This is a genomic window from Bacillus methanolicus PB1, from assembly GCF_000262755.1.
Classification (GTDB): Bacteria; Bacillota; Bacilli; order Bacillales; family Cytobacillaceae; genus Bacillus_Z; species Bacillus_Z methanolicus.
In genome coordinates, this window is the sequence record NZ_AFEU01000003.1 from 986,553 (window position 1) to 999,247 (window position 12,695).

At 39.2% G+C, this 12,695-nt stretch carries 12 protein-coding genes and 1 pseudogene; 2 read left to right on the forward strand and 11 right to left on the reverse strand.

Translation table 11 applies throughout. The features are described 5' to 3' along the window. Positions 1-82 precede the first annotated feature (82 nt). Entirely contained in the window at positions 83-2,350 is a 2,268-nt protein-coding gene (secDF, locus tag PB1_RS14585) for a protein translocase subunit SecDF (RefSeq protein ID WP_004438218.1), read from the reverse strand. Between the two features lie 200 nt (positions 2,351-2,550). Next, a pseudogene (locus tag PB1_RS18635) lies at positions 2,551-2,846 on the reverse strand (post-transcriptional regulator). 122 nt (positions 2,847-2,968) lie between these two features. Here PB1_RS18635 and spoVB point away from each other — a divergent pair. Then, positions 2,969-4,531 carry a stage V sporulation protein B gene (gene spoVB / locus PB1_RS14595; RefSeq protein WP_004438224.1) on the forward strand — a complete coding sequence of 521 codons (1,563 nt, stop codon included), beginning with the start codon at positions 2,969-2,971 and terminating at the stop codon, positions 4,529-4,531. 73 nt (positions 4,532-4,604) lie between these two features. Here spoVB and PB1_RS14600 read toward each other — a convergent pair whose 3' ends face one another. Then, positions 4,605-5,252, reverse strand: a complete 648-nt coding sequence (locus PB1_RS14600) for a DUF421 domain-containing protein (RefSeq protein ID WP_004438225.1) — start codon at positions 5,250-5,252, stop codon at positions 4,605-4,607. 250 nt (positions 5,253-5,502) lie between these two features. Here PB1_RS14600 and PB1_RS17205 point away from each other — a divergent pair, with 250 nt between their 5' ends. Next, positions 5,503-5,835, forward strand: a complete 333-nt coding sequence (locus PB1_RS17205) for a TIGR04086 family membrane protein (protein WP_238533136.1) — start codon at positions 5,503-5,505, stop codon at positions 5,833-5,835. A 103-nt stretch (positions 5,836-5,938) separates the two neighbouring features. Here the strand turns inward: PB1_RS17205 and PB1_RS14610 are convergent, their stop codons facing one another. The 8 genes from PB1_RS14610 to ruvA all read right to left on the reverse strand — a co-directional run bounded on the left by PB1_RS14610 (position 5,939) and on the right by ruvA (position 12,612). Further along, positions 5,939-6,595: a TetR/AcrR family transcriptional regulator gene (locus tag PB1_RS14610; RefSeq protein ID WP_004438227.1), complete on the reverse strand. Its 657-nt coding sequence runs from the start codon at positions 6,593-6,595 to the stop codon at positions 5,939-5,941. Next, complete coding sequence (locus PB1_RS14615) at positions 6,576-7,817, reverse strand: MFS transporter (protein ID WP_004438229.1); 1,242 nt, start codon at positions 7,815-7,817, stop codon at positions 6,576-6,578. The genes PB1_RS14610 and PB1_RS14615 overlap by 20 nt, the downstream gene beginning before the upstream one ends. Before the next feature lie 359 nt (positions 7,818-8,176). Then, a complete protein-coding gene (gene yajC / locus PB1_RS14620) occupies positions 8,177-8,458 on the reverse strand; it encodes a preprotein translocase subunit YajC (protein ID WP_004438232.1) in 282 nt (93 codons plus the stop codon). 26 nt (positions 8,459-8,484) lie between these two features. Beyond that, a complete protein-coding gene (gene tgt / locus PB1_RS14625; RefSeq protein ID WP_004438235.1) occupies positions 8,485-9,624 on the reverse strand; it encodes a tRNA guanosine(34) transglycosylase Tgt in 1,140 nt (379 codons plus the stop codon). Positions 9,625-9,664: 40 nt separating this feature from the next. Further along, entirely contained in the window at positions 9,665-10,693 is a 1,029-nt protein-coding gene (gene queA, locus PB1_RS14630) for a tRNA preQ1(34) S-adenosylmethionine ribosyltransferase-isomerase QueA (RefSeq protein WP_004438238.1), read from the reverse strand. 39 nt (positions 10,694-10,732) lie between these two features. After that, the gene (locus tag PB1_RS14635; protein WP_004438240.1) at positions 10,733-10,939 is read right to left on the reverse strand and encodes a DUF2905 domain-containing protein; all 207 of its coding nucleotides are present in this window, start codon (positions 10,937-10,939) and stop codon (positions 10,733-10,735) included. Continuing rightward, positions 10,923-11,936: a Holliday junction branch migration DNA helicase RuvB gene (gene ruvB, locus PB1_RS14640; RefSeq protein ID WP_004438244.1), complete on the reverse strand. Its 1,014-nt coding sequence runs from the start codon at positions 11,934-11,936 to the stop codon at positions 10,923-10,925. The genes PB1_RS14635 and ruvB overlap by 17 nt, the downstream gene beginning before the upstream one ends. 67 nt (positions 11,937-12,003) lie before the next feature. After that, positions 12,004-12,612: a Holliday junction branch migration protein RuvA gene (gene ruvA, locus PB1_RS14645; RefSeq protein ID WP_004438257.1), complete on the reverse strand. Its 609-nt coding sequence runs from the start codon at positions 12,610-12,612 to the stop codon at positions 12,004-12,006. Positions 12,613-12,695: the final 83 nt, after the last annotated feature.

Here is a 12,695-nt window from a genome sequence, read left to right on the forward strand (position 1 = left end):
TCAGAAGCCGGATCATTTGCATCGATCAGAAAGATCCATTTTTAAAGAAAACAAAAAAACAAACCGCGGTAAATCCCGCAGTTTAAACTTGAGGTTCATCTGAAAATTTTCTTTTTTCCTTATAAGTTATAATGACACCTTTTTTCTTCAGTTCTTTATGTTTCCATTCAACCCATATTTGTGCGGCAATGAATATCGATGAATAAGTTCCGACTGCAAGACCAACGACTAATGCAATCGAAAACGGACGGATCGATTCACTTCCGAATATCCAAAGGGAAACAACTGTAAGAATGACCATTAATACAGTATTAATAGAACGGCCAAGGGTTTGCCTGATACTTGTATTAACGACATTCATAATGTCTTCATACGATTTTAGGCGCTTCCTTTTTTGCATATTCTCGCGCATCCGGTCAAATGTTACGATCGTATCATTGATCGAGTAACCAACAATCGTTAAAAGGGCTGCAATAAATGTAATATCTACTTCCAAACGCGTAACGCTAAAAAACGGAATTACAAAGAATGCAGCATATAATAATGCAATAACTGCAGAAACTGCCATCGTCAGCTCAAATCGGAACGTTACAAAAACGATAAGCCCTAATAAAGAAATCATTAATGCAACGAGAGCATTTTTGGCAAGTTCCTTTCCGACCGTCGGAGTAACAGTGCTGACAGTTGTATCTGCATCTAATGATTGATCAAAATGCGTCTTTAAATCTGCAATTTCTTCTTTGGATAAAACTCCTTTAAATCGTGCCACACCAATATTTTTATCTTCTCCTGATATTACAATATCGTCAGATTTAAGATTTAATTTTTCTAGCTCTGCGGAAACTCTTTCAGTCGTTAATGGTTCTTTTGAAAGAATTTCCACCCGGGTACCGCTTGTAAAATCTATAGCGAGATTCAATCCAAGTACAGATAGGATAATAATCCCTGCTGCTAAAAGAAATCCCGAAACGCCAAAGAATTTTCTTCGGTATTTGACAAAGTCGAATCTGTCAAACTTTGTCGGCAAGTCAAGGGTATCAAAATTCTCCGAAATATCTTTAATCTCACTCTTTTTGACGCCGAACCATCCGGGTTTGTTCTTGAGAATCCCGCTGTTAACCCATAAACCAAGGAGCCATCTTGACAAGTATACATTTGTAATAAAACTTATTAAAATACTGATAATTAAACTAGTCGCAAATCCTTTTACAGAGCTTGTCCCATAGAAGAATAAGACCACTCCGGCTAAAAGTGTTGTAAGGTTCGCGTCGGTAACAGTTGATAAAGAATTTTCGTTTCCTGCTTTAAACGCTGATTTAATCGACCTTCCAACCTTTATTTCTTCTCTTATGCGTTCATAAGTAATAATATTGGCATCAACAGCCATCCCAACGCCAAGGATTAAAGCAGCGATACCAGGCAAGGTTAAAACAACGTTCAGCCAGTCAAATACTAAAAGAGTTAAGTAAGTAAATACGGTTAATGTAATTGCGGCAATAAATCCGGGAAAGCGATAATAGAAAATCATAAACAAGTAAACTGCCAAAACCCCAATAATACCGGCAATTACTGTTTTTTCCATTGCTTGTTCCCCGAACTTCGCACCGACAGATGTAGAATAAATTTCATCAAGCTTAACAGGCAATGCACCTGCATTTAACAGTGATGCCAGCGTTTTCGCTTCTTCAATCGTAAAATCCCCGACAATTTGTACGGTATCCTGGTTAAATACCTGGTCTACACGAGGCGCCGATAAAAATTTAGGATCTTCTTTCACCGCTTCCGCTTTGAAAGAATCTTTTCCTTCCTCAAAATCAAGCCAGATTACAAGAAGATTATTCCCCGCACCCATGTTTACTATTTTTTCTGTTACTTCCTTAAACTTCTCGGCGCTTTTCAATTTCAAAGAAACGCTCGGTCTTCCCTGCTCATCAAAAGTTTGCTTTGCTCCGCCCTCGGCGAGGTCAGTACCGTCCATCAACTTTTTATCATTTACATCACGGAATGAAAGGTTCGCTTCTGTCGCCAGAATTTCACGGGCTTTATTTTGGTCTTTTACCCCGGCAAGCTGAACGCGAATTCGGTTTTTTCCCTCAATTTGAATATTCGGCTCGCTGACACCAAGCACATTTACACGTTTATCTAACGCTTCAGCGGTGCTTGCAAGAACTTTTTCATTAATTTTTTGGCCTTTTTCAGCCGGACTGACTTCATATAAAATTTCAAATCCACCTTGAAGATCAAGACCGAGTTTAATATTATCCAATATGTTTTTTGTCGTTGCTCCCATTACCGTACCGAATACAACAATAAAGATAAGAAAAGCAACGATGCGACCCTTTTTTACCATTATGTATAAATCCCCCTTAATTAAAAGCCGCTAAAAGAATCGTATAAACCTTCACCAATGGCGGAGGCAAACATTTCAGTTATAAAGCTAAAAAATTATTTGTTAAGTTTTTACCAAAGTTAACGTTTTTATTATGAAACAGAATAGAAATGCTGTCAATTTATCTCATTGAATTAGAAATCCTAAAAAAATCAATAATTTTATTTCAGCAGTTCTTTTCTTGCTTCTTCATTACCCAAATCAAAATCAGCCATCATAAAAGCTTCTACAGTGGCAAAGTTCATAAATTCGTTCACCTGAACAGACAAGATTTCCTGGACAATTTGATAGAGATGGGGTTCTTTTTTATTTTTTTCCATTTCTTTTTTATCAAAAAGTCCCATAATTCCTGTTCAGTAATTTTTTCATAACCGAGCATTCGAAATTCATTCAATTTGCTTTCCAATGCAGGTTTTACTAAGGTGCGAAAACGATCATATTCATGGCCGACATCCATTTTCAGCAGCCTCCTCACGATTCTTTTTCTAAAGTTGCCCTATCCTTGTCATGCTTTGTCCACTAATTTGCATATATTTAATTGTATATGATTACACGTATTTTGAGAAGGCAGGGAAAAGGATGTCTAAGTTTCTTAAGGGAACCATTATTTTATTAATAGCGGGTCTGGTGACAAGAGTTTTAGGCTTTATCAACCGGATTGTAATTGCCCGTTTTATCGGCGAAGAAGGAGTCGGACTTTATATGATGGCGTTTCCTACTCTCATGCTCGTCATAGCCATTACGCAACTCGGGCTTCCTGTGGCCATTTCAAAAAATGTTGCGGAGGCAGAAGCAAAAGGTGATTTTCAAAAAGTAAAAAAGATTCTCGTTGTCTCACTCACGACAACTATTTCTTTATCAGTTATTTTCACTCCGTCACTTATCATCCTTGCTCCGTATTTATCAGAAACTCTTTTTACTGATCCGCGCACCCACTATCCTTTGCTGGCTATTGCACCGATTGTTCCGATCGTTGCCGTTTCATCCGTAATCCGCGGTTATTTCCAGGGAAGGCAAAATATGAAACCGGCTGCCGTTTCTCAAATCCTTGAGCAAATTGTTCGGATTACGCTTATTGCCGTGTTAACAAAAACATTTCTTCCGTATGGGATTGAGTATGCAGCGGCGGCAGCCATGTTTGCATCTGTTATCGGCGAATTCGTTTCTCTCACTTTTTTAATGACAACCTTTAAGATAAAAAAAAGATTTCCGCTCAGGAAAAAGTTTTTTTCGTACGTTCAATCTGGAAAGCCTGTGTTTTACGAACTGATGAATGTTGCACTTCCGACAACCGGAAGCCGGCTGATCGGTAATATTTCCTGGTTTCTTGAACCTATCGTTGTCACACATAGCCTTGCGCTTGCCGGTGTAGCGGCAGTGGATGCTACAAAACAGTATGGGGCATTGACCGGATATGCATTACCGCTTCTCGTTTTGCCGTCTTTTATTACATATTCCCTGTCAACCTCGCTTGTACCGGCAATCAGTGAAGCAAATTCGCAAAATAATATGGGCTTAATTGAATATCGCCTTCAACAATCGCTTAGATTTTCTTTAGTAACTGGCGGACTTGCAGTTGTCGTTCTTTACGTTTTAGCGGAAGAACTCATGCAAATTATGTACGGTTCAACAACCGGTGCTCCGTTTATTAAACTGTTGGCTCCTTTCTTTCTGTTCTACTACTACCAAGGGCCTTTGCAAGCAGTGCTGCAAGCCCTCGACCTTGCAAGAGCGGCTTTGATTAACAGCTTAATAGGTAATGCAGTTAAAATTGGAATCATTTTTCTTCTTGCAAGCCAGCCGGGATTCGGGATTTACGGTGCCGCTTTAGGAATCGTTGTCGGATTCGTCCTTGTCACAATGCTTCACTTTGCAACCGTTTTAAAAACGATTTCATTTACATTTTTTATTCGCGACTATGTTAAAATATTTATTGTCATGGGAGTTACGGGCTGGAGCGGCTTTTGGCTGATGAAAAACAGTTTGCCCGAATCGCCGCTTTTTGCAAAAATAATGGCATCAGCAACCGGAATGACAGTAATTTACTTTATTCTTCTTTTGTTGTTTGGATTATTAAAAAGCGATGAAATAAAACGAATCCCATGGATAGGAAAACCCCTTTCGAAACTTTCATTCAGATAAACAGAAAGCACGCACGCTTGAATCGTTCTGCGTGCTTTCTTGGGTGTTTTTGCAAAAAATAATCGAGATAATTTTATTGCCGATCTTTAAGATCAATAAAAAACTGTCCGTCCTGAAAGCTGCAAAATGAGATCTCTTTTATATCCTTATATCCCATATTACGCAATTCCTGCCGAAGCCATAAATTCGTTTTATTAATTTTTCTAAGGTTTTCTTCTTGGATGGCCCCGTCAATAATTAGCGGCATCGTAATATTCACTTTATTATCATCTTTTCTTTCAAACACTGAAAGGTTTCCTGACGGCTCTAATATAGCAAATTCGACATCGGCAATATTTTTAATCTGTTTCTCTCTTAATTGGAGCATCAAATCATCAAAGTTATACCGCTGTTTTCTCATTGCTTCTTCGTCTATTTTACCTCTGTTAATAATAACTGTCGGCCTGCCATCAACGATATCCCGAAATTTTTTGCTTTTTAATGAGAGCAGCGCCAGAACAAATTGGACGATCATTAACAACCCCATCGGCAAAACAGTATGAATAAGAGGATCTTCCGTATTTTCAATCGCCACGACAGCCAGCTCCGCAACCATTATATTTACTACGAGATCTAATATGCTCAATTCACCAATTTCCCTTTTTCCCATCAGCCGAAATATAACTAAAATCAATCCATAAAGGAATAAAGTTCGAAAGATGATAAGAATGTATTCTTCCATATCAGTCTCTCCCTTCAAGACATTCAAATTTATTTTTGCTGTAAAGTCATAAAATATAATGTGCATGTTTTGCCAAATAAGAAAGAGTTTTTATTCTAATTTTGTTTTTCTTGAATATGCATGTACTAGAAACAAGCTGTTTACATATAGCGGCTTGGCATTTTGCCATTCGGCATGAAAAAGGAGAGGGTGAAAAATAGAGACAAAAAATTTCGGTACAGCTGTTTTGTACGGGCTTATAGGAATATTCTTGTTCGCAATAATAAGCAGCTTTATCTTTTCACTTATTTTGCGGTTCACTTCTGCCCAAGAATCCGGAATCGAAATGATCGTGACAATCATTTCCTTTATTTCACTGTTTATCGGCGGTTTTATTTCAGGGGGGAAAGGAAAGCAAAAAGGGTGGCTGCTTGGAGGCTTAACGGGTCTTTTATATTCAATAATCGTTTTCTTGTTCCAATTTCTTGGCTTTGACAGTCTGTTTACATGGAAACAGCTCATTTATCATGTCTGTTATGTGCTTGTGGCGATGATGGGGGGAATTCTTGGGGTAAATTTGTCGTCAAAATCAAGAAATTCCTAAAAAGAAGCAGGCGATAAACATAACTATACTAAAATGGTTAGAGGATATTATGTTCAATATAAGAACATATATCCTCTTTTTAATAGTACAATAGAGAACATAATCATTCGGTCTGTTCTACTCCTAACAATTTTTTAAGCGTTTGACGTAATGTATTCATTTGTTGCTGTATTTTTACTTCTTCTGTACCTAAATAAATTGCTTCCATAATTAATCCATCTAAAAAGGCCACTACAAAACGGGCGACTTGAGAAATAGGAATAACCGGCTTAAATTCCTCTTCGTCGACTCCTTTTTGAAACAAAAGCTCAAGTATTTCCACCGCTTTTTGATAGCGATTGGATAAAAAAGCATCTTTAGTCTTTTCACGCAAATCAATCATGTAATACTCAAGAATTACCGGAGTCAAGCTTTCATCTACTTCCTTAATTTCTTGTTCTTGAGCCTCCAAAAACCGAAGAACTCCTTCCCAAGTTGATGAAACATTTTGATACAAAAGATCAATCTCTTCTACTTGTTGCTTATCAAAAAAATTGATTAATTCTTTTTGTTGCTTATCAAAAAAATTGATTAATTCTTTAAACAAATCTTCGCGATTGGAAAAGTATAAATAGACCCCTCCCCGGCTCATTCCTGATTCATCAACGATATCTTGCATAGTTGTCTTTTCAAATCCTTTTCTTTTAAAGACACGAATAGCTGCTTCTAAAATTTTGCGACGACGATATTCACGGTGTTCTTCAGAAACTTTCGGTGACATCTGACTCCTCCATTTCCATTTTTCTATTGCTTAACAATAACAAACCAACAACAAGCAGTAAACCGCCAGAAACGATAAAGACGGGGATTATTCCAAAGAAAGTAGCTAAAATGCCTCCACTCAAAGGACCGACAATGGTAGCAAATGTACTTACACTATTGATCACACCAAATACCCGACTGGTTAAATTCTCCGGTGTTTTCTTCTGGGCAGTTGCTTGAAATGGTACGATCACTGCGCCAGCCATGCCTCCACCCAACAAGGCAAGTAATGGACACCAAATCCATATCAATCCTAAGTTAATTTGTGTAAAGCAGGCCAACAAACCAAATGCGATTCCTATGCCCATAGAACCGATGGACATGGCCGGGATCGCAGGAACACCGCTTCGGCTGCTTAGCCATCCTGCTACAGCAAGAGTCCCCAGTCCAGTTGCTCCCATAATTACACCAAATAACTCCGTCGTTCCGCCTGGAATGAGGCGAAACAATGTAATGAGCTGTGCATCAGCTAAAGTTATGACAAACATCGCTAAACTAAATACAAAAGTTCCATACATCAAAAAGGAGGTTCTCTTAATAAATGAAAAACCTTCTTTCATCTGAACCAGCATAGGAATACTGTCTGATTTAATTTCTTCGCGATACTTTTCTTGCCGCTTTGGTACTCCTAATAAAAACAAGGCAGAAAGTAAAAATCCTCCTGCATTAATATAAAATGCAGACATAGTTCCAAATACTGCAACAAGTACTCCTCCCACAGCCGGGCCAATAATTCGGCAGCCATAATCAATCACGGTGCTGATTCCAACTGCTTGATCCATTTGTTCAACAGATACAATTTCACGTAATTTTCCATTTTTTGCTGGAGTAAAAATAGCTTCAAAGGTACCTTTTAGTACAAGCAGAAGATATATTTGCCACGTGGCAGTAGTAAATACGATAGTAAACATAATGACTGCACGTGCAATATCTGACAACATCATTAAATGCTTTCTTTCTAATCGATCGGCAAACAAACCGGAAATCGGGCCAAATACTACAGTAGGAACACTTGTTGCCAATACGACCATAGCCATTTCCAATGGTGTCGCATCTTTTTCAAAACCGAATAAGGCAAGTAAAGCTAATATTACAATACCTTCACCAAGTGCAGAAGCAAATTGAGCTGTAATTAGAAAAAGGAAAGAACTGTTTTTCCATATTTGCTTTTTTTGATTCATGAATATCACCTCTTTAAAAAATAACGACGTCGTTGTCATTATTATAAAAGACATTAGTGTCGTTTTCAACCGTTTTTTGTTAAGAATTCATGTTTTACTATCTGTATTTTTTTTCTCTTTTCATATGTTCAGCCACCAATTTACATTGGATGTAACCCATTGATCATTCAAGTCCAAACAACAAAAGAGGCTGTCTCAAAACCCTAAGGGTCAGACCCCATAACACAATATATAGGACATATTGTTGCATAAATGTGCTATATATTGATAAATGCACATGGGGTCAGACCTTATGAGACAGCCTCTTTATTTGTTAAAACTTTTTAGATTTTAGATAATAATTCGATCTGCTGCATCTTTTATTTTCCTGATCCTTCGCCGGCCGGCTGTGTTACTTCACGAACTGCAGCACGGTCATATGTCAGACGGCTTCCATCTCCGCATTTGATAACGATTGTATCTTCGTCAAGCGCATCGATAATTCCATGAAGGCCGCCAATTGTCACGATTTTATCACCTTTTTTCAAATCGTTTTGCATTTGCTGAACCGCTTTTTGGCGTTTTTGCTGCGGGCGGATGAGTAAAAAGTAGAAAATCACGAACATTAACAAAAATGGGATTAAAGAACCGATTGCTTCCATCTTTATTCTCCTTTCAAGCCAGTATTCTAAAAGTTTTTAGCATTCGGTTTGTTGAAACCGTATTTTTCAAAAAACTCTTCTCTGAAGTCTCCAAGCCGATCTTCACGAATGGCTTGTCTAACTTGCTCCATTAATTTTAGCAGAAAATATAAATTATGGTAAGTTGTAAGACGGATACCGAATGTCTCATCACTTTTGATCAAATGGCGAATATACGCACGTGTATAATTTCGGCAAGTATAGCAGCCGCAATTTGGATCTAACGGTCCAAAATCACGGGCATACTTGGCGTTCTTCACTACTAGACGGCCTTCACTTGTCATTAATGTGCCGTTTCGGGCGATTCTGGTCGGGAGTACACAGTCAAACATATCTATTCCGCGAATCGCTCCGTCAATCAGTGAATCCGGTGAACCGACACCCATCAAATATCTCGGTTTATTAGCAGGCAAAAGCGGAGTCGTAAATTCAAGAACTCGGTTCATCACATCCTTCGGCTCCCCGACCGACAATCCTCCGATCGCATAACCCGGAAAATCAAGTGAAACTAAATCTTGAGCACTTAGCCTTCTTAACTCCTCGTATTCTCCTCCTTGAACGATTCCGAACAATCCTTGATCATTCGGACGTTTGTGGGCCTTCAAGCACCGTTCCGCCCAGCGGGAAGTCCGCTCAACCGACTCTTTCATATACTCAAAGCTCGCCGGATAAGAAGGACATTCATCAAATGCCATCATAATATCGGAACCGAGAGCATTTTGAATTTCCGTTGCTTTTTCAGGAGATAAAAACAATTTATCTCCATTTAAATGGTTGCGGAAGTGAACTCCTTCTTCTTCTATTTTTCGAAACTCGCTTAAACTGAACACTTGAAACCCGCCGGAATCCGTCAAAATTGCACGATCCCAATTCATAAATTTGTGCAATCCGCCGGCTTCTTTCACAATTTCGTGCCCGGGGCGTAGCCATAGATGATACGTGTTGCTTAAAATAATGCCCGCTCCCATTTCTTTCAGTTCTTCAGGCGACATCGTTTTAACCGTAGCAAGCGTTCCTACCGGCATAAATGCGGGTGTATCGAAAGAGCCGTGCGGCGTATGGACGCGCCCTAACCGTGCTCCCGTTTGTTTATCTGTTTTGATCAGTTCAAATCTTATTGCAGTCAAAATCCGTTCTCCTTCCAATTTACAGCTTAAAAACCTACAATTATAGTATTAACATTGCGTCTCCAAAGCTAAAAAAGCGGTACCTTGCCTGAACGGCAAGGTTATAGGCACGAAGAACATTCTCTCTGCCTGCGAGAGCTGAGACAAGCATGATAAGGGTTGATTTAGGCAAATGAAAATTAGTGATCATACCGTCAATCGCTTTAAACTCATAGCCGGGATAGATGAAAATATTTGTCCAGCCGCTTTCAGCCGCAAATTTGCCATTGCGGGCCGAAGCAATCGTTTCCAACGTTCTCGTTGAGGTTGTTCCGACTGTGATAATTCTGCCGCCCTGTTTCCGGACTTCGTTTAATAAAGCGGCTGTTCCTTCAGACATTTGATAGAACTCTGAATGCATTTCATGTTCATCGACATTCTCAACATTGACCGGCCGAAAGGTGCCGAGGCCTACATGGAGTGTAATAAAAGCAATATGCACACCCATCTCCCTTAGTTCTTCCAACAGCTTTTCCGTAAAATGGAGCCCTGCCGTCGGTGCAGCAGCCGATCCTTTTTCCCGGGCATAAACCGTTTGGTAGCGGTCCTTATCCTCAAGCTGTTCTTTAATATAAGGCGGAAGCGGCATTTCTCCAAGCTTTTCGAGCACTTCATAAAAAATCCCGTCATAATGAAAATCAAAGATTCTACCACCATGCTCTGTCATTCCGACACAAACGGCCGAAAGAACGCCATTGCCAAATTCGATGCGCGTTCCATCTTTTACGCGCTTAGCCGGTTTGACAAGCGTTTCCCAGCGGTCTCCATCAAGCTGTTTCAAAAGCAGAACTTCCACTTTCGCACCTGTATCTGTTTTCACGCCAAACAGTCTTGCAGGAAGGACTCGTGTATCATTTAATACGAGACAGTCTCCTGCCTTCAAGTATTCCTTAATATTTTTGAAAAAATTATGTTTGACCTCGCCTGTTTCTTTATTTAATACCATTAGTCTGCTATCTGTTCGATTTTTTAATGGCGTCTGTGCGATTAATTCCTCAGGCAGATCAAAGTCAAATAATTCTACTTTCATTGTTTTCACCTTGTGTCTTTCAGAAAAATTTATATGCATTTACCGAAAACGTCCAATAAAGTAAAAAATGGCAGATAGTATTACACTTAATAAGATTGACGTTGCAATTGGAAAGTAAAAGGTTGTATTCCCTTTTTTTATAACAATATCTCCCGGAAGTTTTCCAATGGAAATAAATTGCATTAAAAATCCGCCAATAAAAATGATCGCACCGATCATCATAAGCATTTTAGGCAAACCTGTCACTTGTAGGCACCTCCATATTAAAATGGCGATAAACTAATTCAGTAACCATTCTTCCCCTCGGCGTTCTTTGAAGAAAACCAATCTGCAATAAATAAGGTTCGTAAACATCCTCAATTGTATGCGGTTCTTCGCCGATTGTTGCTGCAATCGTTTCAAGGCCGACCGGTCCACCCCTGAATTTTTCAATAATTCCTTTTAGTAGTTTATGATCGATGTAGTCAAGACCAAGACGGTCTACCTGCATTAATTCTAGTGCTTTTTCGGCAAGCTCCGCATAAATGGAGCCGTTCCCTATTACTTGGGCAAAATCCCTTACGCGTCTTAACAATCTGTTTGAAATTCTTGGTGTTCCCCTTGATCTTTTGGCGATCTCTCTCGCAGCTTCATGATCAATTTTCGTATCTAGCAAACTTGCGGTTCGTGTAACAATATTTATTAATTGCTCTTCAGTATAGTATTCCAATCTGCTTAGAACTCCAAACCGGTCTCTTAAAGGCGCCGACAAAGAACCTGCTCTCGTAGTAGCACCGACTAGTGTAAACGGCGGAAGATCAAGGCGGACGGAACGTGCGCTTGGCCCCTTTCCAATGACAATATCAAGGCAAAAATCTTCCATTGCCGGATATAATACTTCTTCGATTGATCTCGGCAGCCTGTGAATTTCATCAATAAAAAGAACATCGCCCGGATTAAGAGAGGTTAAAATGGCTGCCAAATCGCCGGGCCTTTCGATCGCAGGTCCTGCTGTTGTCCTTAAATTGACTCCCATTTCGTTGGCAATAATCGCTGCCAATGTTGTTTTTCCAAGTCCCGGCGGGCCGTAGAGGAGTACATGATCCAATGTTTCCTGGCGAAGCTTGGCTGCTTCAATAAAAACTTCAAGATTTGCTTTTACTTTATCTTGTCCAATATACTGTTTTAACGTTTGCGGCCGCAAACTGAGTTCAAAAGACATATCATGAACATCAGCTTCACTAGAAATAATCCTTTCTTCCATCCGTATCACCCTTTTGAATTCACTTCATACTGGTTTTATCCGGCTGAAATGATCCGTGCTAAAAAACTTATTTCAAGAGCTTTTGCAAAGCTTTTTTTAAGTATTGATCTGTTGAAAGCTTTTCCTTTTTTAATTCCGGAGAAATTTTATTAATTTCTTTTTCCGAATACCCAAGTGCTTTTAAAGCGAGCACCGCTTCCTCAAATTCTGCAGAGTAGCCTAGCGGCCGCTGTTTATCATCAGATGCAAATAAATTTGTAATGGAATCAGGCACAAAATCATGCAGCTTCCCTTTTAAATCCAGGATCATTTGTCTTGCAGTCTTTTTACCAACCCCAGGGAATTTTACTAGAAAAGCTTCATTTTCATTTTCAATTGCCTGGACAACCTGTTCCGGCTCTCCTGAAGCAAGAATCGCAAGGGCTCCCTTCGGACCTATTCCGGAAACGTTAAGAAGTTTCGTAAAAAGTATTTTTTCTTCCCTTGACCGGAAACCGTATAAAGCCATTATATCCTGTCTGACATAATGATAAGTAAAGACACGAACCTCTTTTCCGCTTTCTTTTGAATATAGAAATGGATTTGGAGTAGCAATTTGATAGCCTATGCCGTTATTTTCAATAACAATATACTCAGGTCCAACGAATTCAACAGTTCCTTTAATAAATTCAAACAATGACCTTCTCTCCCCTGTTTTGCTGTACCTCATTGTATCATACAATTTTTACTGATACGAAAAATTTTAGTTGCTCATTTTAA